We start from the raw sequence: 21,581 nt of genomic DNA, 5'->3' as shown, positions 1-21,581 counted from the left end.
GGGACTTCTTATCTCCCCTCCTTCGCAGATAGGAAGGGATGGGAGGTCTTTCACTTCATATTGAATAATTACGAGAAATACTGAAAAGGAGGTTGATAAAAGATGCTGGAGTTAAATTATAGGGTAACGCCTGACCCTGATGTTGTTATTACTGAATTAGAGGGCAAAGAGGCCGTCCTTCTCCATCTGGGCACGAAGATGTACTTCACCTTAAATGAAACAGGACTGCGGATCTGGCAAATGTTCAGTAGCGGTCTTACGGTTGGAGAGATAAGCGAAATAATTAAACCTAAATCCTGCAAACAAGGCAAAGCCTTGTTGCAGGAATAGGATTGAAATGGTAGGATTTCCAAGGTATTCGGCGGTATATTGATAACAAAAAACACCTGAAAGGAGATTCACCATTTCGATGAAGAATATAGCAAAAAAATACAGCAAAAGACAACCGAAAATCAAGGCAGAGATGAGCGGGAAAGGCTTAACTGCTAAGCCCCACAATAAATGAACCTGGAATTCTCAGATTAAGTGGAATTAATATATTGAGGTAAAACGGATTTTAGCAGATAGACAGCATCTGGGAAAGAGGAGTTGGAATCTACCATGACGATGTCGATGGTATTAAAGTTTTTTTTACAACGGAAACACCTGGCGAGGTTCGTATTTGGGTTGGTGGCGGAATTAAATTCAGAACAGAGAGGGCAGAGGAAGCGGAAATAGCCTTCGGAGTATTTATGAGGTATGGAGAGGACATCAGCGATGAGTCGATCGATGGGGATATCGTTTCGTAATGAGCGCAAGAGTTGAGGGGAAAAGAGACGGGCCATGGTAGACCTCCTTAAAAAGATTGAATTTCAGCAAGAGCCTGATGGAAGATATCCTGGGTAATTTTCTGTGATTGTCTGATGGAAGCGTTAATCAGGCAGGCGGTGGAAATGGCGTTGATTTGCCTTGGGATGCCGGCGGAGAACTCATGGATCAGGTCTTTGACGTCTGAGTCAAAGATTTTATCGGATGCGCCGGAAGATTTCAGATGGAAGTCTATGTATGCAGCGGTTTGAGTTTTAGTAAGGGGATGAATGTGGTAATGTACCGAGATGCGTTGTGCGAAGTCGGCATGGATGTCTCTTTTGAGGATATATTTGAGGTGTTCCTGTCCCGAGAGGATGATTTTGAGATGAGTGGAAGAATCAAGCGGAGAGCTGACAAGGAGTCTGAGGTCTGTGATGGCGTCGGTTTTCAGGAGATGAGCCTCGTCGATAACGATAATGGGAGTGAGATTTGAGCGCAAGGATTTATCCATAATTTGGAGGAAGAGCCGGTCTTTGGTGTGTTTTGGTATTTCACCGAGCTGGGAGACGATTAAGGAGAGAAGGCTGGATGATTTTAGGTGGGTAAAATGGAGGTAGATGGGGAGAAACAGGTTTTGGGGGATTTGTGAGAGGAAGAGTTTGAGGAGTGTGGATTTTCCGACTCCCGTCTGTCCGTAGAGGACGGCGATAGAGCCTGAGTGTAAGAGGTATTGGAGTCGTGCAAGCCCCTGGGTAAAGCGTTCGTCTTTCATGATAAGGCTGGTGTTGATTCTTTCAGAGAACGGCTGAGTAGTCATGGAAAAATGAGAAGTAAACATGGTTAAGAGACCTCCTTTTTCGAGTAAGCGATTTGTAATTCACGAATGATATAGGGTAAGGTTTTCACGGAGGCATTTTGGAATGCCTCCGTGAGCAATGATTCGTTGAGAGCGGGGATACGGTTGTAGCATTTTTTAAGCGATTCGAGTTCATGAGAGCTGAAGGCGGAGAGAGAGCCTTTGTGTCCCATGAGGAGTGCGAGTTTCTGGACGAATGCCATGAATGGCCAGGGTCGTTCGGAGATGATTTGGTGGTAATCAATGCCTTTGGCCTGAGCCTGGAGAATGGATTTGTGTTTCTGAGTGATAAGGTCGAGGTAATTATGTTTTGGTTTTGAAGGTGAGGCGGCTGGAGTTTCAGCGCCCTGGTCGCGCAGGTAGAGATTTCCCGAGCCGAGGTATTCACCGTTTGCGGAATAGATCAAGACCTTTTTGAGATCGCCGTATGGGTCGTAACGGACTTCTACTTTATCGCCTCTGAGTTTGGGGTCAACACGGTAAAAGCGGTTATCAATGCGGACATCGGCAAAGGTTCTGTCAACGGTTCTGGGGATGCGTTTCATGAAGAAGGCAAGAGCGGCGTCCATATCGACGTGTCGGATGACGGTAAGCCCCTCGTCGTAGCGTTGTTTTGGAGATTGATTGGTTTCGGAGTGGATTCTTGCGTGATAGACAACGGCAAGGTAAGCGGAGAAGGCCTGGTTAATGGCATCAAGGGTGATAATGTCGCCGGAGCGGACTTCCGACTCGAACTATGTCTGGCTGGTGCCGAAGAAACGTTCGACCAGTCCGCCGGGAGCAGGGTCGCGTGGTGGTCTGTGGATGAGTTTAATGCCGAGGTTGTAACAGGCAGAGCGCAGGGCGTCAGAGTGGTAGACCTTGGCATTGTCGAGGTAGAGTTCTTTGGGCGAGCCGTGGATAGTCCAGGCCCTGATGAGAGAATCGATAAGGATATCGAGGGTTTGTTTGAGATAATACCGTCCTTCGACCACATAACGGCTGTAGCAGTCGATAAAGAGACAGAGGTTTGTGGGAAGCGCCTCGCCGTCAACGAGCACGAAAGGGCCTTCCTGGAAGTCGCCAATCCAGAGGTCGTGGGTATGCTCACGGCTAAGAGCGTATACGCACCTTTTGCTGTGAGACGCCGAGTTTGAGCCGGGTCGCCCCTGCGAGTCTGAGATGGCGGTAGAGGGTGGATTTGGGGATCGTTTTCCCATAGTATTTCTCAAGAAAGCGGTTGAGGCAATCGTCGCTGCGGCGTGGTTGTTCTTTTTTGAGTTCAACGGCTTTGTCGATAATTTCAGGAGAAAACCTTCTGGATGCGCCACGGTCGCTCCTCGCCTTTCTTGCAAGAGATTGAAATCCATCTTTGCGGTAGCGGTTGAGTTTTCTCCTGAGGGTAGAGATAGTGGGTCTTTTCCGCTTTCCGTTGGGGAATACGACCTCCTGAAGGCAGAGTTTTTTCAGAAAAAGGTTGGTCTGCTCCTTCTCAATCTCACCGAAGATGACAGGATGCAGAAGATTGCACCAGAATAAAGCCCATTTTTCGTCTTTCGATTTCATAATTCACCTCCTTTTTTAAGTGTGGAGGTGATTGTAACTCAAGACCAGCCGCTTTTTGTTGCCAGTTCGGGGAAAAATGAATGCCCAAAAATTCGGTGATATTCCGGCTCGGCGCTGAACAATTGAATCGATTGATCGAGGGAGGTTTTTCGTTGTTTGCTTTTATACTTTCCGTGGTAAATGGGAAACATTTGGCGAAAAACCGGAGAGTTGGGGTCGGCCTGCCTGATGAGGTCAAAGGCGTTGCGGAGTGTGTATTTCAGTGAGCCAAAGAAACGCAGCCACCTCCAAACGGTTGACCAGGCAAGCATGCGGTTGTCTATTTCCTGTGTTCGGGTAGTATATCCGATGGCAGAGGAGACACTCCGGTAGGTTTCTGTATCATCTTTGACATAAGCCTGACTGAAGGAGAGACAGTGATCCTTTACGTACCGCTTGTAAGGGAGCGCATACTCAGGATAGGAAGTAAACGTCTTCTTGCACAAGGAACATTTCCAACGTCCCAGGAAAGATTCTATCGTATGAACAAGGGAGTCGATAATAACGTGAAACAACCGATATCTGCATTCATGAAGGGTGAAATTGACATGGGTACTCTTGCACTTTGGACAAAAGCATGGCTTCTGTTTTGTCGCAATAAGCTTTTCATGCTTGTGGATTTTTTCTATAATATTCACGCACTGCCTCCTTTGTATAGGGGGGAAATGGGCAGGAGGATGAAGTTTCCCAACGTTCGGTCCTCCTGCCCTGAGTTTTTTATGTTCCGGAAAAATCTTACAAAACTTGTCCTCGTGAAAACGGGGAACTGGGAAGTAAACCGCCGTTAGGAAGTTTGGAAGTGGTTTTAACCCCTTCCAAACTATTTAATGAGGCTTTACTCCGCCTTACGGACGGAACTTCTTTCTAACGGGGTAAACGATGTATTTTTCTTAACGTGAACAAAAAATCAAGTGAAATACTTACGCAGGATAAAAAAAAGGCGGGGTAGCTGGGTAAGATTTTTCAAATCATTTGCTGGGTATTAGACTCAAATATTCTGAGACTAATTGGGCATTTTTGGAGCATTTATTCTAAGACGTAGCAGGTAATCCATATGACCGGGGGAGGACTTACGTCTTGGGCAAAATTCCCTAACAGCAAGGTATAAGGAAATTCCGAAGTCCGAGCTGTATGAGATGGTGATAGACAAGCTTCTCTCACAAGTCTATCTTTGAAGTCGTCAGCATTGCTCATAATAGTTTCCGGTGTGAATCGGAAATGAAAGGGGCATAACCGTAGTGGAATTGATGAAAGTGGTAGATTGAATACGTTCAATGAGAAAAGAAACTCTTTTGCGTAGGTAAGCAGTAACAAGAGCCTCTCTTGTTTTTGCCTATGTTTGGGAGAATCCGTACCCAGGAAACACGATTGACAAGTCTATTATCCGTAATCAATCGAAAGGAATATATCGAGAGATGCTTAAGTATCATTCATTAAGAGACAAGGTGTTTAGTCTGAAAAACCTTTATGCTGCTTTCAAACACGTAAAGAAGAATAAAGGCAAAGCTGGTCTTGACAGGGTAAGTATTAAGCAATTTGAGTCCAATCTTGATGTGAATATCATGAGTATCCATCAGGAACTCAAGACTGCCATATACAACCCTGCGCCTGTCCTGCGGGTATACATCCCCAAAGGCAGGCATGACAAGAGACCTCTTGGCATTCCCATTGTTAAGGACAGGATTGTACAGCAGGCGTTCAGGCAAATCATAGAGCCAATATTTGAGAAAGGATTCTCAGATAACAGCTTTGGATTTCGCCCTGACAGATGCTGTCACGATGCTATCAAACGGCTTGAACAGTATAAGCAGGAAGGGTATACCAGCGTCCTTGATGCCGATATAATGGCATTCTATGACACCATACCCCATAAGCTTATTATGGACTCCTTACGTGAGAAAATCGCTGATGGATGGGTTTTGAACAGTATTGAGAACATGCTCAAAGCAGGGGTCATGGAGGACGGCATCGTGCACGAGACAAACAAAGGCACTCCGCAAGGAGGCGTCATTTCCCCTTTGCTTGCAAACCTTATCGGTGACATCATCGACAAGGAACTTGAAAAGGCTGGATATAAGTTTGTCCGATACGCCGATGATTTCGTTGTCATGACTAAAACAAAAGATGAACTCCCAGCCGCCCTCAGCTATGTCAAAGAAATCATTGCAGGGAAACTTGGAATGAAGCTGAGCGAGGATAAAACCAAGCTCACCAACTTCGAAAGAGGTTTCAGGTTTCTCGGATACGATTTCAAGGGCAAGTATAAGGGTATAAGCACGAAATCACTGAACAAACTCAAGAGCCTGTCCTGAGCCTGCCGAAGGAACAACATCAGAGACATCACCAGATGCTACGTCTTAGAATAAATGCTCCAAAAATGCCCAATTAGTCTCAGAATATTTGAGTCTAATACCCAGCAAATGATTTGAAAAATCTTACCCAGCTACCCCGCCTTTTTTTTATCCTGCGTAAGTATTTCACTTGATTTTTTGTTCACGTTAAGAAAAATACATCGTTTACCCCGTTAGAAAGAAGTTCCGTCCGTAAGGCGGAGTAAAGCCTCATTAAATAGTTTGGAAGAGGTTAAAACCACTTCCAAACTTCCTAACGGCGGTTTACTTCCCAGTTCCCCGTTTTCACGAGGACAAGTTTTGTAAGATTTTTCCGGAACATAAAAAACTCAGGGCAGGAGGACCGAACGTTGGGAAACTTCATCCTCCTGCCCATTTCCCCTCTATACAAAGGAGGCAGTGCGTGAATATTATAGAAAAAATCCACAAGCATGAAAAGCTTATTGCGACAAAACAGAAGCCATGCTTTTGTCCAAAGTGCAAGAGTACCCATGTCAATTTCACCCTTCATGAATGCAGATATCGGTTGTTTCACGTTATTATCGACTCCCTTGTTCATACGATAGAATCTTTCCTGGGACGTTGGAAATGTTCCTTGTGCAAGAAGACGTTTACTTCCTATCCTGAGTATGCGCTCCCTTACAAGCGGTACGTAAAGGATCACTGTCTCTCCTTCAGTCAGGCTTATGTCAAAGATGATACAGAAACCTACCGGAGTGTCTCCTCTGCCATCGGATATACTACCCGAACACAGGAAATAGACAACCGCATGCTTGCCTGGTCAACCGTTTGGAGGTGGCTGCGTTTCTTTGGCTCACTGAAATACACACTCCGCAACGCCTTTGACCTCATCAGGCAGGCCGACCCCAACTCTCCGGTTTTTCGCCAAATGTTTCCCATTTACCACGGAAAGTATAAAAGCAAACAACGAAAAACCTCCCTCGATCAATCGATTCAATTGTTCAGCGCCGAGCCGGAATATCACCGAATTTTTGGGCATTCATTTTTCCCCGAACTGGCAACAAAAAGCGGCTGGTCTTGAGTTACAATCACCTCCACACTTAAAAAAGGAGGTGAATTATGAAATCGAAAGACGAAAAATGGGCTTTATTCTGGTGCAATCTTCTGCATCCTGTCATCTTCGGTGAGATTGAGAAGGAGCAGACCAACCTTTTTCTGAAAAAACTCTGCCTTCAGGAGGTCGTATTCCCCAACGGAAAGCGGAAAAGACCCACTATCTCTACCCTCAGGAGAAAACTCAACCGCTACCGCAAAGATGGATTTCAATCTCTTGCAAGAAAGGCGAGGAGCGACCGTGGCGCATCCAGAAGGTTTTCTCCTGAAATTATCGACAAAGCCGTTGAACTCAAAAAAGAACAACCACGCCGCAGCGACGATTGCCTCAACCGCTTTCTTGAGAAATACTATGGGAAAACGATCCCCAAATCCACCCTCTACCGCCATCTCAGACTCGCAGGGGCGACCCGGCTCAAACTCGGCGTCTCACAGCAAAAGGTGCGTATACGCTCTTAGCCGTGAGCATACCCACGACCTCTGGATTGGCGACTTCCAGGAAGGCCCTTTCGTGCTCGTTGACGGCGAGGCGCTTCCCACAAACCTCTGTCTCTTTATCGACTGCTACAGCCGTTATGTGGTCGAAGGACGGTATTATCTCAAACAAACCCTCGATATCCTTATCGATTCTCTCATCAGGGCCTGGACTATCCACGGCTCGCCCAAAGAACTCTACCTCGACAATGCCAAGGTCTACCACTCTGACGCCCTGCGCTCTGCCTGTTACAACCTCGGCATTAAACTCATCCACAGACCACCACGCGACCCTGCTCCCGGCGGACTGGTCGAACGTTTCTTCGGCACCAGCCAGACACAGTTCGAGTCGGAAGTCCGCTCCGGCGACATTATCACCCTTGATGCCATTAACCAGGCCTTCTCCGCTTACCTTGCCGTTGTCTATCACGCAAGAATCCACTCCGAAACCAATCAATCTCCAAAACAACGCTACGACGAGGGGCTTACCGTCATCCGACACGTCGATATGGACGCCGCTCTTGCCTTCTTCATGAAACGCATCCCCAGAACCGTTGACAGAACCTTTGCCGATGTCCGCATTGATAACCGCTTTTACCGTGTTGACCCCAAACTCAGAGGCGATAAAGTAGAAGTCCGTTACGACCCATACGGCGATCTCAAAAAGGTCTTGATCTATTCCGCAAACGGTGAATACCTCGGCTCGGGAAATCTCTACCTGCGCGACCAGGGCGCTGAAACTCCAGCCGCCTCACCTTCAAAACCAAAACATAATTACCTCGACCCTATCACTCAGAAACACAAATCCATTCTCCAGGCTCAGGCCAAAGGCATTGATTACCACCAAATCATCTCCGAACGACCCTGGCCATTCATGGCATTCGTCCAGAAACTCGCACTCCTCATGGGACACAAAGGCTCTCTCTCCGCCTTCAGCTCTCATGAACTCGAATCGCTTAAAAAATGCTACAACCGTATCCCCGCTCTCAACGAATCATTGCTCACGGAGGCATTCCAAAATGCCTCCGTGAAAACCTTACCCTATATCATTCGTGAATTACAAATCGCTTACTCGAAAAAGGAGGTCTCTTAACCATGTTTACTTCTCATTTTTCCATGACTACTCAGCCGTTCTCTGAAAGAATCAACACCAGCCTTATCATGAAAGACGAACGCTTTACCCAGGGGCTTGCACGACTCCAATACCTCTTACACTCAGGCTCTATCGCCGTCCTCTACGGACAGACGGGAGTCGGAAAATCCACACTCCTCAAACTCTTCCTCTCACAAATCCCCCAAAACCTGTTTCTCCCCATCTACCTCCATTTTACCCACCTAAAATCATCCAGCCTTCTCTCCTTAATCGTCTCCCAGCTCGGTGAAATACCAAAACACACCAAAGACCGGCTCTTCCTCCAAATTATGGATAAATCCTTGCGCTCAAATCTCACTCCCATTATCGTTATCGACGAGGCTCATCTCCTGAAAACCGACGCCATCACAGACCTCAGACTCCTTGTCAGCTCTCCGCTTGATTCTTCCACTCATCTCAAAATCATCCTCTCGGGACAGGAACACCTCAAATATATCCTCAAAAGAGACATCCATGCCGACTTCGCACAACGCATCTCGGTACATTACCACATTCATCCCCTTACTAAAACTCAAACCGCTGCATACATAGACTTCCATCTGAAATCTTCCGGCGCATCCGATAAAATCTTTGACTCAGACGTCAAAGACCTGATCCATGAGTTCTCCGCCGGCATCCCAAGGCAAATCAACGCCATTTCCACCGCCTGCCTGATTAACGCTTCCATCAGACAATCACAGAAAATTACCCAGGATATCTTCCATCAGGCTCTTGCTGAAATTCAATCTTTTTAAGGAGGTCTACCATGGCCCGTCTCTTTTCCCCTCAACTCTTGCGCTCATTACGAAACGATATCCCCATCGATCGACTCATCGCTGATGTCCTCTCCATACCTCATAAATACTCCGAAGGCTATTTCCGCTTCCTCTGCCCTCTCTGTTCTGAATTTAATTCCGCCACCAACCCAAATACGAACCTCGCCAGGTGTTTCCGTTGTAAAAAAAACTTTAATACCATCGACATCGTCATGGTAGATTCCAACTCCTCTTTCCCAGATGCTGTCTATCTGCTAAAATCCGTTTTACCTCAATATATTAATTCCACTTAATCTGAGAATTCCAGGTTCATTTATTGTGGGGCTTAGCAGCGGGTTGCAACAAACATGTTTTCAGTGGACTGTGCGCCAGGTCCTGCTTCAGGTATCGCTGGTGCCGTGCCTGAATCTTTCGAAATGGCTGAGGTATATAGAGATCATGATTCTCATCAAAATGTGTACTCCAAAGTGTCTTCGATTCCCGGGTCAGCCGCAACGGATAAGCGCATTCGATGGACTCACAGATGATTGTCTTCAGATTTTTACAGAAGATTGTCTTCAGCTTTTTTTGGAAGTGTTCCGATACTAGAGATATGGGTTTCTCTATTCGTGACCTGCTCTTCGGTTGCGCCTTGATACTTATATCGCAGTCTTCCAGTTGCATCAATATCTTTTCCAAGGCATCCAGCATCTTGCGCAGATGGGCGAAATCGCCACAGCTAACCGCAAGCATCAGTATGCGTGACAGGTAGTTGTAGAAATCAAAGAAGGTCGGCAGCACCAGAACATGGCGGATAAAGGCGGTTAGAAACGAGTGACGTTGTTTTTGCCATTTATCAGGGGACAGTGCTCGTGCATAGGCCTCGATATCTCGCAGCTTGAGCGCAAAACCGGCGCGCCGCACCGAAACTTTATCAGCTTTACGCAGACTATCGGCCGAGATGCCATCTCTTTGAATCGCGGTCAGTAGCATGGATTCCAATTGGGTGCTGTTGCCAGGTAGAGCGGGCAATGCGCGCCACTCACTGGTACGAATCTGAACCTCATGCTGAATGGATTTCAGCACGGAAAGACCACTCGCACCTGAAAGCAGGAATGTTTTATTCTTTTTGTTGGCAAAGATGATTTCGCTGCCATCAAGATATGGCTGAGTGTATTGCAACTCCTTTTTGTCTTTTTCATCTTTCCATCTCAACGCTTTATCCATACGCGCAACTAGCCAATCCCATATCTCGACGGATCTCTTGAAATTCGCCCCGTTTTCCATGACAAGAATGATGTCATCTACATAACGTCCGTAATACAGCGGCACAATTTCACGCTCGAAAAGCCCGTCCAGTTCAAACAACGCCACATTGGCAATGACCGAAGATGCTGTAAGACCAACGGGCAGCCCTCGTTTGAGAGGAGTTTTTTTTGCCCATTGATAAAGCGCAGTGATGAACAGGGAATGGAGCTTCTTTTCATCATTATCCAGCTCAACACCGATCCGCTTAATAAAGTGATCATTGAGCATGAAGCGGACATCGAGTTTATGGTAAAAAGAGGTGACATCGGCGGTAATAGCGACTACCGACTTTTCATGCTCCAAGGCATTCTCCATGGCAACGAAGGCATCGTCGCGCCATTTGCAGTAAGCATACAAGTAAGGAACGGTTGAACCAAGCGAAAGGGTGTTGATTTTGCCGTTTTTGTTCCGCCGGAGACGATTTCCTCGAGCGGAGGTCGTTAGTTTAGCTTCAAACTTATGACCGATTTTGTTAATCCAGAGTGCTGCAAAAACATGAAATTCGATAGACAGCTTCTCCATCAGCCGGAATTCCGCCTGTACTTTCCTCGAATTAACGTTCTCATGTTTGCAGATTGAGTCCCAAAGGTGTTGTGGATCAGAACTGATCTGTTCTGTTTTAAATTCTTCGTATTTAATCTCTTTAGGAACCAGTGTCCACTTTTGGCTTGAAACAGACGGTGCTTCTCCTTTAGTAAGCTTATTTTGAAGTGCCACGAGCTTCTTCGATAGTCTTAACTCTAAAGCAGACAAAGCTTTCCTGCATGCCCTAGGAGAATAAAAAAGGTCAGCCTTTGCTTTGCGATAGGCCATGCCAAGATCAACCAGCGAAATGAATTCGTGTTCATTCTTGTCCATTCGTGGTTCAATCTCCCATCCTGGTTACCGCCTGGTCGTACCACATGAGCAGCTTGGGATCTTCTTCGAGGACGTTGTTGGGGATATTGTCAGCCACGGCGACGATGATGTTATAGTCGCGTTCCTGCCAGGATTTCCCGAACCCGGCACGGACGGCTTCTGATTGAAAGTCGTAGTGCTTCTCATACTCCTTATCTACTGCTTCCTCATAGGAAATTTGATAGATACGAATCATCACATAGGCGGATTCGCCGATCATATTGGGAAACAACGACCGCTTATTCAGTGTTTTCTGAATAGTCTTGCAGGTCTGGCCGCCGTTAATCACCTGCATATTCTTGATTTGCACCTTGTAGTCAAATTTCTGAAATGCGTTGTAATCAAATTTTTCACAGACCACGGTAATGCCGTTGTTGTAAAAGTAGAATTTGTCCGACTTCTGAGGATCGCACAGCGTTTCGTGGATTGCGGTGTTTACCCGGCTGGTGTGAAGTCCGAGATAGCGGCGAATATTACGCTCCAGCAGTTTATCACCGTGGTAATTAAATATGCGGTGAATCTCTTGAACAGAAACGCGGCCCACCAGCACGCGCATGTAATTCATGTCCTCCACAATGGCTTGGCAGTTCAAGGTCAGGCTGGCGTCCACCTTCTGCTTCGTTGGAAGATGTGAACAATCGAATCGTGATTAAAATGGATGAAATCAACCTCACCCACATGAAGACCGTCAACCCCGGCATCATTTCCGCCTTCGGTGAGCAATTCGGCGGTCTCCTCCGTGGGAATATCAAGACATGTTGACATGCACAGTAGCACAAATGCAGAAGACCCCTTTTTGTTAATGTCGCTTCCGGTCGGTAGCCAATCCGTATGGTCTTCAATGATGCCCGCAACCCTTTGGTCAATAATGCTTGCATTGATATTCATTGCATCATCCATTCAAAACATTCGTGTTGCATTTCATTTCCGGTAATTGGAATAAATCTTTTTTGCCCTGTCATGTAGTTGTTTTGCAGCTTCTTTTTTTCCGGTTCCCTCGTAAAAAACTGCCATATTTTCCAGTATGGTTGCAACTAAGGGATGGTCTGCGCCGTATTCATTTTCATATATTTCCAGCGCCTGTTTATAAAGAGACTCCGCTTTTGTGTTTTCTCCATTGTGATAATAAAGTGTTGCAAGATTGTTCATTGATGATGCAACGTCCGGGTGGTCGTTGCCAAAGATTTCCACTTCAATTGCCAACGCCCTTTTGTAAAAGAGTATTGCGTCGGCATATTTTTCCTGGTGTTGGTAAATTTCTCCCAATCTGTTCAGGATGTTGACTATGCCGGGATTGTCCTGTCCGGAGACATTCTCATATATACCAAGAGATTGTTTGTAAAGCGGCTCTGCTTTAGCATAGTTGTCCTGAAGGAGAAACATTTCCGCCAATTCCTGCAGGACGTAAGCGACCGTAGGGTGGTCTGTGCCATTTGTTTCCCTATAAATATCCAGCGCCTGATTGAAAAGAGGTTCGGCTTCGTCATACATGGTGTAGGTTCTATAAAGTATACCAAGCAAGTTCATTGAAGCTGCAATAGAGATATGGCCGGGCGGGAATGTTTCCTTTGCAATCTTTAATGCATCTTCCCCTGACTTTATTGCGTCGGCGTATCTTTTCTCTTGTAAAAGTGTGGTAGTTTTATCATTGAGTTCCTTCCACAGATTCTCCTGCGCATATGCAGGTAAAATAAAAGATACCACAAGTGACAGTGTCAAAATGATTTTCGTCCCATGGCGTCGAAACGATTTTATACTGTTTATTAACTTACTCATTGATGTAATTCCCCTTTATTAGTATGAAATGATGTGTTTGTTACAAAAATATTTTATCTTTGCGATTAAATTACAAATTGAATAAAAGGTCTGCATAGGTAGGAACCGGCCACAATTTTCGTGAGACAATTTTTTCCAGTGAGTCGATGTTTTGCCTCAAATCATTCATTGTAGCAACCACCGTATCACGGCATGCAGCCGCACGTTTATCGCTATCCTCAATTTCATACGTCTTTGTCAGTTCGGTATCAAGTTGTTCAACATTTTTGTATGACGTCTCCAGAAGGGTGGATACCTTTGTCAGCAAATCTCTTTGCACAACAGAAGAACCTTTTATCGTCTCCAGCTTTTCTATTGATTCCGCAAGTTCTTTAACAAAGGTCAATACTGCGGGAATATATAAACTTCTTGCCATATCAAGCGCCGCTTTTGCCTCAATACAAATCTGTTTTGCATACTGTTCGAGATAAATCTCGCGCCGTGAATGCAACTCTTCTTTAGAAAGTACTTTGTATTTTCTAAACAAATCAACTGCCTTTTTTTCCGCAAACGTTTTCAGCGCTTCTGCGGTGGAACGAATATTTGGCAATCCTCTTTTCTCCGCTTCTTTTATCCATTCTTCCGAATAACTGTTCCCGTTAAAAATAATCCTTCCATGTTCCTGCACGGCGTCGCGTATAACGAGTGTGGTTTCTTTGTTTATATCCTTTGCTTTTTCAAGCCGGGTGGCAATTTCATCAAGCGCTTCCGCCACAATGGTATTTAAAACAACGCATGGCCCTGAAATGGAAGCGGAAGACGCAACCATACGGAATTCAAATTTATTGCCGGTAAACGCAAAGGGAGACGTTCGGTTTCTGTCAGAATTATCCAACGGAAGTGGCGGCAAGGTATCTACCCCTATCTCAATCGATGTGAGGCCTTTTGAAGTCGCTTTTTTCCCCTTAGAAATTGCTTCTAAAATGTCAGTCAGTTCCTGTCCCATAAAGACAGAAATAATCGCAGGCGGCGCCTCATTCGCGCCAAGGCGGTGGTCATTGCCAGAATTTGCCGCTGATCTTCTCAAAAGGTGCGCATGGCGGTCAACAGCCGTTATCAGTGCGCTGAGAAAAAGTAAAAACTGAGCGTTCTCGTGGGGTGTGGTTCCGGGGTCAAGCAAATTCATGCCGTCATCAGTACACAATGACCAGTTTGTATGTTTTCCTGAACCACTTAAACCGGCATAGGGTTTCTCATGCAAAAGGCATACAAGGTTATGCCTGATGGCAACCTTCTGCAGCGTCTCCATTACAAGCTGATTTTGATCTGCCGCAATATTTGCCGATGTAAAGAGCGGCGCCATTTCAAATTGAGAAGGGGCGACTTCATTATGTTTCGTTTTAGAAGCGACCCCAAGTTTCCATAGCTCCTTATCAAGGTCCTTCATAAACTCGGCAATACGATCCTTTATTTGACCAAAGTAATGGTCTTCCATTTCCTGCCCTTTGGGGGCTGAAGCTCCAAAAAGTGTTCTTCCTGCTACAATCAAATCTAATCTTTGCGCGAAGAATTTTTTATCAACCAGGAAATACTCCTGCTCTGCGCCGACTGTTGGGGTAACTTTATTTGTGGTTTTATTCCCCAATGCCCTTAAAACGCGGAGCGCTTGTTTTGAAACAGCCGCCATGGAACGAAGCATTGGCGTTTTCTTGTCAAGCGCCATACCGGTATAGGAACAAAAAGCGGTTGGAATACAGAGGGTGACGCCGCCAAGCCCGTCTTCCTTTAAAAATGCAGGAGAGGTGCAGTCCCAAGCGGTATATCCACGAGCCTCAAAGGTTGCGCGCAACCCACCGCTTGGGAAACTCGATGCGTCCGGTTCTCCTTTGATAAGTTGCTTGCCGGAAAATTCCATAATTATGCCGCCTTGTGTTGTCTGCGAGATGAAAGAATCATGCTTCTCGGCGGTACTTCCAGTCAGAGGCTGAAACCAGTGGGTATAATGTGTTGCGCCCCTCTCTATTGCCCAGTCTTTCATAGCGCTTGCAACAACATCCGCGACCTCCGGCGGTAAAGGAATTTCTTTATCAATTGTTTTTTTAAGCAGTTGATAGGTATCCTTTGGCAGCCTTTTCCTCATAACTTCATCGTTAAAGACATTTGTGCCAAAGATTTGGGTAACATCCATTTCGCAACCTCCTAACGGTATGCTGTTCTATTGTATTTATAATGAAGACTGCATCATGAATAGGGTATCTGTTTGTTTACTATGCATAAATAATAAACGACAAATAACAAATAACAAATAAATTCGCATTTTTATAATAGTTTGGCTTTTTGAAAAAAATAGAGTTTTTACAAAATAATACTATAAATAGCATAGTAAACACATGCAAATTTTCATAATGAGCTCATGTTTGCAGCCCAATGTCATTAAGTTAAACTACCTGCCGCAAAATCCCCCTTAGAAAAGGGGGTTGTTTTTGATCAAATATCCTTAACTTAATGACATTGGTTTGTGGCCTGAACCCTTGCATGAATGTATTTGTATAATAGCTTTAGATACAAGCAACGGTGAGTACGCTATCGCGTCACCCTTCCTTACTATGAATAAAACACAGCGCTGTTTTTCATTTCCGATTTGTCTGTATTACATATAATTTTTCTATCGTTACAAAAGTATTATAAAGATATTATTGCCATAAATAGTTACAATTATTTACAAAATTGATTGAAGGTGTGAAATACCGGCGAAAAAACATATAGAGAGAAGTAAATATGTTTTATACTACCCAGCTTTCTTGTGTTTTAATTGGTTGCGGGTCAGTATCACTCGTTATTTTACATAAATTACTATAAAGAAGCCCAAAGGGGAGGTTCCGATGTATGATAAAGTATGATAAAAAGCGTTTTTTATTTATGGGGGTCAGTAGTCTTTTGCTCTTAGTAGTTATTGCCGGATTAGCAGTGAATGTATCGAAGACAATGCCCCGGAATACCTATGTTTATGTTAATGATGAGGACAAGGAATATTATGCCCCGAATTGTGTGAAAGATGTTCGGAAATTACGATTAATTACGGTACAGGAAGCACTCTCATTAGGATATATTCCTGAACCTCAATGTGCGAAATCGGGAGAGTTTCTTCAAAAAGGACGTTCATTAGCCGGAGTTTTGTTAGAAAAAATGGGCATTTTAAAAGAATTGCCGCCAAGATGGAATAAAGACGGATCGTGGAATTACTAAAATTATTAAAAAATGGAGACTGATAAAATGAGAAGGTGTATTTTTTTTGTTATGGTTATTATATGTGCGGGGGTTTTTAACACAGTGAATGCAGACGCCGTACCATTCACTTCAGGGATCAAACTTGTGGATCATATGAAGGAAAATGATAAGGCAGTGTCCGGGATGAAAGAGGTTGATTGGTTAAAGACAGGCCTTTATCTGGGTTTTATCGGAGGCGTTTATGATGCATGTGATGGGGCATTCTTTTGCGCGAGTCCATCAGACCCCACACAAGGAGAAATAGTGTCAACAGTGTCAAAATATTTAAAGGAAAACCCGGAAAGATGGAATGAACCAGCAGTTGTGTTAGTTGTTGATGCGTTAAAAGAGGCTTATCCATGTCCACAGTAAAACAATACAATCGTATTATTTCATACAGGAGGCACACCGTGTTTAAAATGAAACTATCTCCCAAAGTTATTGTTTTGTTTTTCTTATTCAATGTTGTATTCTTACCCCATCTTTTTGCAAGGGACAAGGCAATTGTGTTATCCGTGATCGATAGTGATACTTTAAGGGTAAGGTATAAAAGCAACGAAGAACGGTTTAAATTGGTGGGAATAACCACGCCCGACACTAAGCTAAACAGTGCAGTACTGGACAACGCCGAAAAATATGAAAAAGATGTAAACGACATCCTGCTGATAGGCAAACGTACCCTGGAGTTTACGAAAAGCCTGGTAAAACCGAATGATAAAGTATCGATAGAGTTTGACATCCAGTTTTTGGATAAGGACGGCAGGTATCTGGGATACGTATATCTTGAGGATGGAAGGATGCTTAATGAGGAAATTATTAAGGCTGGGTTTGCAAGCCCTTCTGCTGAGCGACTCAATGTTAAATATAAAAAGAAATTCCAGAAGGCATTCGCAGATGCAAGAGAAAATAGAAAAGGGTTGTGGAATCCGGCGGAGTCTGGTAAATAACAATATTTGTGAGGAATTACTATTACTCGCTGCCAATACTGGCCGCAAACAACTTTTTAAACAAATTTTAAAGACTGCCATCTCTGTTAAATGAAACTTCCTGTTATATCACTTAAAGCAAAAAGAAATTCACTCCACCCATGGATCTTCAACCGCATGATTCGTCATCCGCAAAAACCTGTTCCACCAGGGACATTGGTTGAAGTGGTATCCAAAGAAGGAGGGTTTATCGGCAGGGGTATTTATAACCGGAAAAGCAATATCGGTATTCGGCTTTTAACCGAAAATGTTACCGAACATTTGTGCAAGGAATTTATATTAAAAAAACTTGAATACGCCAAAGCATTGCGTGAAGAGGTGTTGGGGATACATAAGACGTCGGATTGCTACAGGCTCGTTCATGGCGAGGCAGACGGGCTTTCCGGCCTGATCATTGATAAATTTGCCCATGTGATTGTAGTTGAACCTTATTCCGCCGGCTACATTGGAATTATGGACTGGATAGTTTCGTCACTAAAAACCCTCTATCCGGATAGCAATGTAACGGTAAGACCCGATGCCAGGAATGCGGAAAAAGAAGGGGTGGATTTCTCGAAAGTGTCAAGGATTTACCCGTGCCCTGATTCGGTGATAATCTGCGAAAACAATATGCGTATGATGATAAATTTCAAATCGGGACACAAAACAGGTTTTTTTCTTGACCAGAGGGAAAACCGTTTGGCCTTGTCTCTTTTATGTCGCGACAAGGAGGTGCTTGATTGTTTTTGTTACACCGGAGGGTTTGGAATATCTGCAATGCGTGCAGGCGCAAGGTCTGCAACAGGCGTTGACCTTGATGAAAAGGCATTAGAAACCGCAAAAGAAAACGCCCGGTTAAATTCGGCAGCTATTTCGTATGTACATATTGACGTATTTGATTTTTTAAGAAAAATGTATAACAGTGGTACGCAAACAGATGTGGTAATACTGGATCCCGCCAAGCTTGCCGGTTGTACAGGAGAAATAAAGAGAGCCATGAGAACATATGGAGATATTAACCGGCTTGGTATGCAAGTGGTCCGGCCAGGGGGGATATTGCTAACCTGTTCCTGTTCCGGCCTTATTTCAGAAAAAGATTTTCTTTCAATACTTACCCGTTCAGCCGCCGAAGCCGGTGTAATATTGCAAATATTTAAAATCACAGGAGCTGCGCCGGATCATCCGTTTAGTTCTGTATTTCCGGAAGGGAGATATCTCAAGGCCGTTTTTGCAAGAGTCTTTCCGTTCGCAGGAAAAAAAACATTCGTTCCGAATAGTTCGGAATATGAATCATACTAAAGAAGTTTGTTATATAGCCAAACAAATATAGTTTTAAAAATTTGGCGATAAAATGGCTTTCTAAAAAAACAGATTTATTTGACTAAGCATACTATCAAACGCCCCCTTAAATTTCCTTTTGATAGAGGGGGCATCTTCTCTTCCATCTAAAAAGAGGCGGCAGGGGGGAGAGGTAAATTTTCTAAAACCTTATTTGTTTGACTATATCTATGCCTTATTATTTGAAATTTCAGTGAGGATATCTTTCGTGAATAAAAGTTTACTTACCAATCTTATAGCCGGTATTGTCTTTCTTGTTTCTTATTTTTATCCATCTTTTTTTGGAAAGACAGTGATAGTGCATGCAAGTCTCTTTGCCTTGTCCGGCGCATTGACAAACTGGGTAGCCATTCATATGTTATTCGAAAAAATACCCGGCCTGTACGGTTCAGGAATAATTACGCTCAGGTTTGAACAATTTAAGGAAGGCATTCGTTCGTTGATTATGGAGAATTTTTTTACAGAAAAAAACTTTGCCAAAGTCACGCAGGAAACACTTCCTCATACCATAAAGCCGGAACTTGTAATGGATCAGATAGATTTTGACAAAGTATTTGCCGGGCTGGTTTCCACCGTGAAAAAATCGACCTTTGGCGGCATGCTGGATATGTTTGGAGGAAAAAATGCCCTTGAACCGCTGAGAGAACCATTTAAAGCCGAAATGGAAAAACAGGTGACGGATATCATAACAAACATTGACATAGCTTCGATATTGCAAAAAGAAACTGATTTCGACTCCTTTCGGTCGAAGATTGATACTATGGTAAATGCGAGACTCAATGAATTATCGCCGCAACATGTAAAGAAAATTGTTGAGGAAATGATACGCAGTCACCTGGGCTGGCTTGTTGTTTGGGGAGGGGTATTTGGGGCGTTGATTGGTTTTTTCAGCGCACTTCTGCTCTGAAAATGAGTTTTGCGGCAATGATTCAATTCGCAGTTTATCGCAAGCGTTTTTCTTGTTTTTTCAGGAAAAAAAACAATGCGGTTCCCGAATAAATTGCAACAAGCAATAAGATTATTCCCGATACTTCAGCGCCCAATATAACCTTTCCCGTTCCTATCAGGATGCAATTTACCACGATAATTCCCAATAGAATATGAAGGAAAGTTACCGGTTTAATCCCTTGATCTTCATAACCGGGGACTTTTTGCGCAATTGACTTCCAACCAGGCCCTCCGGGATACACCTTTTTGTAAAAGGCGATAAGATGGTTTTGGGATACCGGACGGGTAATGAATGTAATTGCTATCCAGGCGGGAATAATAACAACCATTGATACTGCAATTGAATAGGGAAACTGAAACAGTGGTTGTTCCGGATAAAAACCGGACAATCCTTTCCCCCAGATGGTATCTTTTAAAAAAGAGAGTCGATTTGAAAACGGAATGCCTTTAAAGACAAATGTGCCGGCAAGCGCAAGGGAAAACGCCGAAATTTCCGACCATGCATTTACCCGCCACCAATACCAGCGCAATATATAAACAGAACCAATCCCCGCTGTAACAGAAAATACAATAATCCATACCTGAGAAATATCCTTCACTGCAAATGAAAAAAACGCACCAAGAAAGGCAAGGCATACAATAACGATTCTTGCTATCAGCACATATTCTTTATCGCCTGATGTTTTCCTAAAAAAACGTTTATAACAATCATTAACGATGATAGAGGCGCCCCAGTTTAACTGCGTGTCGATAGTTGACATAAACGCCGCGAAAAATGCAGCGATCATAACACCGAACATCCCTACAGGCAGCGTCTCTTTCATCATAAGCGGATAGTATGTTTCCACGTCATCAATCTTCCCAAAATATGCCATGCCGCAGAGTCCGACAATAATCCATGGCCAGGGACGCAGGCATATCATGGCAGTGTTAAACCATAAATAAGCAAACATGGAATGCCGTTCATTTTTTGCGGCAAACAGTCGTTGCGCAATATAACCTCCCCCATCCACATTGTACATAACCACCCACACGATTAAGACAAGCGCCAGGAATTCCGTAAACGGTGTGGTATGGTTAAGCGGCGTAACCTTTGGAATGATTCTCAGGACAGAATCTACGTCAAAATGCCCTTCTGCCAGTTTGCGTTGTATTTCAGCCATTCCGCCAAGTTTTATAACTGAAGCAACTGCAAGATAAATTGATCCTGTCATTGCGATGATAAACTGTACCACATCAGTAGCAACGACCCCCCAAAGCCCTGACATTGTCGTGTAAACAACCGTAATCAGGAAAAGCACCAAAACGGCAAATACCTCGGCATTCAGCCCAAGTATTATAGTAGTCTGGTCCCACCCCATGATGGTGACAATGATCTTGGACATTGCCTTCATAACCCATGCAATTATCAGCACATTCTGAAAAAGGCCAAACCATACTGCACGGTAAATCCGGAGACATGCGGCAGCCATGCCGTCGTAACGCAGCTCAACCAGCTCTGCATCTGTGGTAATGCCAGCCCTGTTCCAGAGACGTGCAAAGAGAAATACGGCAAAAATACCGCCTACTCCCCAATTCCACCAAATCCAGTTCTTCCAGATACCACCTTTTGCAACAAGACCGGAAACAGCAAGGGGCGTATCAGCCGCAAACGTTGTGGCAACCATAGAAGTGCCTACAATCCACCACGGCAAACATCGCCCCGAAACAAAAAACTCGTCCATGTTTTTTGATGCACGGCGTGAAAAATACACACCAATCAGAAAAGTGAAGAAAAGATAGGCAAGGATAATGGAAACGTCGATGTAATGAAGCCGTTCAAACATTGTTACCGTTGTTATAAAGAGAGGAATTTAATAAATCGTAACACTTTCGTTTTTTTGAAAAACCATCAAAGCAAAATCATGCTGTGCAGCAGTCATTCTGCATTCCTACCCCTCAATTTCACCTTCTACAACCACGTCAGCGGGGCACAGTTTTTAGCAATCGCCCTTGTTTTAAAACTCTGGCATGGAAATGAGCGTTTTTGTTTTTTCAAGAGATTAAATTGATACGGTAAATGAAGTATTGTGCATGTACGTTATCGGC

General features: G+C 44.2%; 25 protein-coding genes and 2 pseudogenes. 13 read left to right on the top strand and 14 right to left on the bottom strand.

The genetic code is table 11. The annotated features are described in order from the left end of the window. Positions 1 to 102: 102 nt before the first annotated feature. On the top strand, positions 103 to 330 hold the full coding sequence (locus KSMBR1_RS00265) for a PqqD family protein (RefSeq protein WP_099323533.1): 228 nt from the start codon (positions 103 to 105) through the stop codon (positions 328 to 330). 191 nt (positions 331 to 521) lie between these two features. Here the strand turns inward: KSMBR1_RS00265 and KSMBR1_RS22940 are convergent, their stop codons facing one another. From KSMBR1_RS22940 to KSMBR1_RS20525, 6 genes are all read right to left on the bottom strand, one after another. Further along, entirely contained in the window at positions 522 to 824 is a 303-nt protein-coding gene (locus KSMBR1_RS22940; protein ID WP_099323524.1) for a CHC2 zinc finger domain-containing protein, read from the bottom strand. A gap of 11 nt (positions 825 to 835) precedes the next feature. Then, positions 836 to 1,627 (bottom strand): ExeA family protein, encoded by a 792-nt coding sequence (locus KSMBR1_RS00255; protein WP_099323525.1) that lies wholly within the window; start codon positions 1,625 to 1,627, stop codon positions 836 to 838. A gap of 2 nt (positions 1,628 to 1,629) precedes the next feature. Continuing rightward, positions 1,630 to 2,214 carry a Mu transposase C-terminal domain-containing protein gene (locus KSMBR1_RS00250; protein WP_099323532.1) on the bottom strand — a complete coding sequence of 195 codons (585 nt, stop codon included), beginning with the start codon at positions 2,212 to 2,214 and terminating at the stop codon, positions 1,630 to 1,632. A 165-nt stretch (positions 2,215 to 2,379) separates the two neighbouring features. Continuing rightward, positions 2,380 to 2,685 (bottom strand): DDE-type integrase/transposase/recombinase, encoded by a 306-nt coding sequence (locus tag KSMBR1_RS00245; RefSeq protein ID WP_230408017.1) that lies wholly within the window; start codon positions 2,683 to 2,685, stop codon positions 2,380 to 2,382. 52 nt (positions 2,686 to 2,737) lie between these two features. Further along, complete coding sequence (locus tag KSMBR1_RS22935; RefSeq protein WP_164994994.1) at positions 2,738 to 3,190, bottom strand: helix-turn-helix domain-containing protein; 453 nt, start codon at positions 3,188 to 3,190, stop codon at positions 2,738 to 2,740. 38 nt (positions 3,191 to 3,228) lie between these two features. Next, complete coding sequence (locus KSMBR1_RS20525; RefSeq protein WP_131493604.1) at positions 3,229 to 3,501, bottom strand: hypothetical protein; 273 nt, start codon at positions 3,499 to 3,501, stop codon at positions 3,229 to 3,231. 105 nt (positions 3,502 to 3,606) lie between these two features. Here KSMBR1_RS20525 and KSMBR1_RS00235 point away from each other — a divergent pair, with 105 nt between their 5' ends. After that, positions 3,607 to 4,017: a hypothetical protein gene (locus KSMBR1_RS00235; RefSeq protein WP_099323529.1), complete on the top strand. Its 411-nt coding sequence runs from the start codon at positions 3,607 to 3,609 to the stop codon at positions 4,015 to 4,017. Between the two features lie 627 nt (positions 4,018 to 4,644). Beyond that, complete coding sequence (gene ltrA, locus KSMBR1_RS00230) at positions 4,645 to 5,541, top strand: group II intron reverse transcriptase/maturase (RefSeq protein WP_099323530.1); 897 nt, start codon at positions 4,645 to 4,647, stop codon at positions 5,539 to 5,541. Between the two features lie 292 nt (positions 5,542 to 5,833). Here ltrA and KSMBR1_RS00225 read toward each other — a convergent pair whose 3' ends face one another. Continuing rightward, complete coding sequence (locus KSMBR1_RS00225) at positions 5,834 to 6,244, bottom strand: hypothetical protein (protein ID WP_099323529.1); 411 nt, start codon at positions 6,242 to 6,244, stop codon at positions 5,834 to 5,836. A gap of 105 nt (positions 6,245 to 6,349) precedes the next feature. On the opposite strand from KSMBR1_RS00225, the gene KSMBR1_RS20520 reads away from it, so the two are divergent. From KSMBR1_RS20520 to KSMBR1_RS22925, 5 genes are read left to right on the top strand one after another with little or no spacing between them, the layout of a single operon-like run. Next, positions 6,350 to 6,622: a hypothetical protein gene (locus KSMBR1_RS20520; protein ID WP_131493604.1), complete on the top strand. Its 273-nt coding sequence runs from the start codon at positions 6,350 to 6,352 to the stop codon at positions 6,620 to 6,622. 38 nt (positions 6,623 to 6,660) lie between these two features. Further along, positions 6,661 to 7,113 (top strand): helix-turn-helix domain-containing protein, encoded by a 453-nt coding sequence (locus tag KSMBR1_RS22930; RefSeq protein ID WP_164994994.1) that lies wholly within the window; start codon positions 6,661 to 6,663, stop codon positions 7,111 to 7,113. 52 nt (positions 7,114 to 7,165) lie between these two features. Continuing rightward, complete coding sequence (locus KSMBR1_RS00210; protein WP_230408024.1) at positions 7,166 to 8,221, top strand: Mu transposase C-terminal domain-containing protein; 1,056 nt, start codon at positions 7,166 to 7,168, stop codon at positions 8,219 to 8,221. Between the two features lie 2 nt (positions 8,222 to 8,223). After that, positions 8,224 to 9,015: an ExeA family protein gene (locus KSMBR1_RS00205; RefSeq protein ID WP_099323525.1), complete on the top strand. Its 792-nt coding sequence runs from the start codon at positions 8,224 to 8,226 to the stop codon at positions 9,013 to 9,015. Between the two features lie 11 nt (positions 9,016 to 9,026). Next, on the top strand, positions 9,027 to 9,329 hold the full coding sequence (locus tag KSMBR1_RS22925) for a CHC2 zinc finger domain-containing protein (protein WP_099323524.1): 303 nt from the start codon (positions 9,027 to 9,029) through the stop codon (positions 9,327 to 9,329). A 16-nt stretch (positions 9,330 to 9,345) separates the two neighbouring features. On the opposite strand, the gene KSMBR1_RS00195 is transcribed toward KSMBR1_RS22925, so the two are convergent. From KSMBR1_RS00195 to KSMBR1_RS00175, 6 genes and pseudogenes are all read right to left on the bottom strand, one after another. Continuing rightward, positions 9,346 to 11,181: an RNA-directed DNA polymerase gene (locus KSMBR1_RS00195; RefSeq protein WP_099323523.1), complete on the bottom strand. Its 1,836-nt coding sequence runs from the start codon at positions 11,179 to 11,181 to the stop codon at positions 9,346 to 9,348. Positions 11,182 to 11,188: 7 nt separating this feature from the next. Then, positions 11,189 to 11,389: pseudogene (locus tag KSMBR1_RS22920) on the bottom strand (hypothetical protein); the annotation flags it as partial. 48 nt (positions 11,390 to 11,437) lie between these two features. Next, positions 11,438 to 11,776 (bottom strand): annotated as a pseudogene (locus tag KSMBR1_RS22915) (AIPR family protein); the annotation flags it as partial. Positions 11,777 to 11,814: 38 nt separating this feature from the next. Further along, on the bottom strand, positions 11,815 to 12,108 hold the full coding sequence (locus KSMBR1_RS00185) for a hypothetical protein (protein WP_157775546.1): 294 nt from the start codon (positions 12,106 to 12,108) through the stop codon (positions 11,815 to 11,817). A gap of 33 nt (positions 12,109 to 12,141) precedes the next feature. Next, the gene (locus KSMBR1_RS00180; protein ID WP_099323520.1) at positions 12,142 to 12,996 is read right to left on the bottom strand and encodes a tetratricopeptide repeat protein; all 855 of its coding nucleotides are present in this window, start codon (positions 12,994 to 12,996) and stop codon (positions 12,142 to 12,144) included. A gap of 70 nt (positions 12,997 to 13,066) precedes the next feature. Continuing rightward, entirely contained in the window at positions 13,067 to 15,163 is a 2,097-nt protein-coding gene (locus tag KSMBR1_RS00175) for a glutamine synthetase III family protein (protein ID WP_099323519.1), read from the bottom strand. Positions 15,164 to 15,861: 698 nt separating this feature from the next. Here KSMBR1_RS00175 and KSMBR1_RS00170 point away from each other — a divergent pair. The 5 genes from KSMBR1_RS00170 (at position 15,862) to KSMBR1_RS00150 (ending at position 19,452) form a co-directional block, all read left to right on the top strand. Then, on the top strand, positions 15,862 to 16,221 hold the full coding sequence (locus KSMBR1_RS00170) for a hypothetical protein (protein ID WP_099323518.1): 360 nt from the start codon (positions 15,862 to 15,864) through the stop codon (positions 16,219 to 16,221). A gap of 51 nt (positions 16,222 to 16,272) precedes the next feature. Continuing rightward, positions 16,273 to 16,614: a Rap1a/Tai family immunity protein gene (locus KSMBR1_RS00165; protein WP_157775543.1), complete on the top strand. Its 342-nt coding sequence runs from the start codon at positions 16,273 to 16,275 to the stop codon at positions 16,612 to 16,614. 47 nt (positions 16,615 to 16,661) lie between these two features. Then, positions 16,662 to 17,189, top strand: coding sequence for a thermonuclease family protein (locus tag KSMBR1_RS00160; protein WP_169703732.1), 528 nt, complete (start codon positions 16,662 to 16,664; stop codon positions 17,187 to 17,189). Positions 17,190 to 17,279: 90 nt separating this feature from the next. Further along, complete coding sequence (locus tag KSMBR1_RS00155) at positions 17,280 to 18,506, top strand: class I SAM-dependent rRNA methyltransferase (RefSeq protein ID WP_099323515.1); 1,227 nt, start codon at positions 17,280 to 17,282, stop codon at positions 18,504 to 18,506. Between the two features lie 283 nt (positions 18,507 to 18,789). Then, positions 18,790 to 19,452: a DUF445 domain-containing protein gene (locus KSMBR1_RS00150; RefSeq protein WP_420886578.1), complete on the top strand. Its 663-nt coding sequence runs from the start codon at positions 18,790 to 18,792 to the stop codon at positions 19,450 to 19,452. 34 nt (positions 19,453 to 19,486) lie between these two features. Here the strand turns inward: KSMBR1_RS00150 and KSMBR1_RS00145 are convergent, their stop codons facing one another. Further along, positions 19,487 to 21,319 carry a sodium:solute symporter family protein gene (locus KSMBR1_RS00145; protein WP_099323514.1) on the bottom strand — a complete coding sequence of 611 codons (1,833 nt, stop codon included), beginning with the start codon at positions 21,317 to 21,319 and terminating at the stop codon, positions 19,487 to 19,489. Positions 21,320 to 21,581: the final 262 nt, after the last annotated feature.

The sequence above is a fragment of the Candidatus Kuenenia stuttgartiensis genome (assembly GCF_900232105.1).
Taxonomy (GTDB): Bacteria; Planctomycetota; Brocadiia; order Brocadiales; family Brocadiaceae; genus Kuenenia; species Kuenenia stuttgartiensis_A.
The sequence above is the reverse complement of the archived record's forward strand: the minus strand, read 5'-3'. Positions and strand labels throughout refer to the sequence as shown.

What these genes read in the sequence shown, in the direction of transcription:
- KSMBR1_RS00265 (WP_099323533.1), top strand. Translation starts at nt 103, where the DNA reads ATGCTGGAGTTAAATTATAGGGTAACGCCTGACCCTGATGTTGTTATT.
- KSMBR1_RS22940 (WP_099323524.1), bottom strand. Translation starts at nt 824, where the DNA reads ATGGCCCGTCTCTTTTCCCCTCAACTCTTGCGCTCATTACGAAACGAT.
- KSMBR1_RS00255 (WP_099323525.1), bottom strand. Translation starts at nt 1,627, where the DNA reads ATGTTTACTTCTCATTTTTCCATGACTACTCAGCCGTTCTCTGAAAGA.
- KSMBR1_RS00250 (WP_099323532.1), bottom strand. Translation starts at nt 2,214, where the DNA reads ATGGACGCCGCTCTTGCCTTCTTCATGAAACGCATCCCCAGAACCGTT.
- KSMBR1_RS22935 (WP_164994994.1), bottom strand. Translation starts at nt 3,190, where the DNA reads ATGAAATCGAAAGACGAAAAATGGGCTTTATTCTGGTGCAATCTTCTG.
- KSMBR1_RS20525 (WP_131493604.1), bottom strand. Translation starts at nt 3,501, where the DNA reads ATGCTTGCCTGGTCAACCGTTTGGAGGTGGCTGCGTTTCTTTGGCTCA.
- ltrA (WP_099323530.1), top strand. Translation starts at nt 4,645, where the DNA reads ATGCTTAAGTATCATTCATTAAGAGACAAGGTGTTTAGTCTGAAAAAC.
- KSMBR1_RS20520 (WP_131493604.1), top strand. Translation starts at nt 6,350, where the DNA reads ATGCTTGCCTGGTCAACCGTTTGGAGGTGGCTGCGTTTCTTTGGCTCA.
- KSMBR1_RS22930 (WP_164994994.1), top strand. Translation starts at nt 6,661, where the DNA reads ATGAAATCGAAAGACGAAAAATGGGCTTTATTCTGGTGCAATCTTCTG.
- KSMBR1_RS00205 (WP_099323525.1), top strand. Translation starts at nt 8,224, where the DNA reads ATGTTTACTTCTCATTTTTCCATGACTACTCAGCCGTTCTCTGAAAGA.
- KSMBR1_RS22925 (WP_099323524.1), top strand. Translation starts at nt 9,027, where the DNA reads ATGGCCCGTCTCTTTTCCCCTCAACTCTTGCGCTCATTACGAAACGAT.
- KSMBR1_RS00195 (WP_099323523.1), bottom strand. Translation starts at nt 11,181, where the DNA reads ATGGACAAGAATGAACACGAATTCATTTCGCTGGTTGATCTTGGCATG.
- KSMBR1_RS00185 (WP_157775546.1), bottom strand. Translation starts at nt 12,108, where the DNA reads ATGAATATCAATGCAAGCATTATTGACCAAAGGGTTGCGGGCATCATT.
- KSMBR1_RS00180 (WP_099323520.1), bottom strand. Translation starts at nt 12,996, where the DNA reads ATGAGTAAGTTAATAAACAGTATAAAATCGTTTCGACGCCATGGGACG.
- KSMBR1_RS00175 (WP_099323519.1), bottom strand. Translation starts at nt 15,163, where the DNA reads ATGGATGTTACCCAAATCTTTGGCACAAATGTCTTTAACGATGAAGTT.
- KSMBR1_RS00170 (WP_099323518.1), top strand. Translation starts at nt 15,862, where the DNA reads ATGATAAAGTATGATAAAAAGCGTTTTTTATTTATGGGGGTCAGTAGT.
- KSMBR1_RS00165 (WP_157775543.1), top strand. Translation starts at nt 16,273, where the DNA reads ATGGTTATTATATGTGCGGGGGTTTTTAACACAGTGAATGCAGACGCC.
- KSMBR1_RS00160 (WP_169703732.1), top strand. Translation starts at nt 16,662, where the DNA reads ATGAAACTATCTCCCAAAGTTATTGTTTTGTTTTTCTTATTCAATGTT.
- KSMBR1_RS00155 (WP_099323515.1), top strand. Translation starts at nt 17,280, where the DNA reads ATGAAACTTCCTGTTATATCACTTAAAGCAAAAAGAAATTCACTCCAC.
- KSMBR1_RS00145 (WP_099323514.1), bottom strand. Translation starts at nt 21,319, where the DNA reads ATGTTTGAACGGCTTCATTACATCGACGTTTCCATTATCCTTGCCTAT.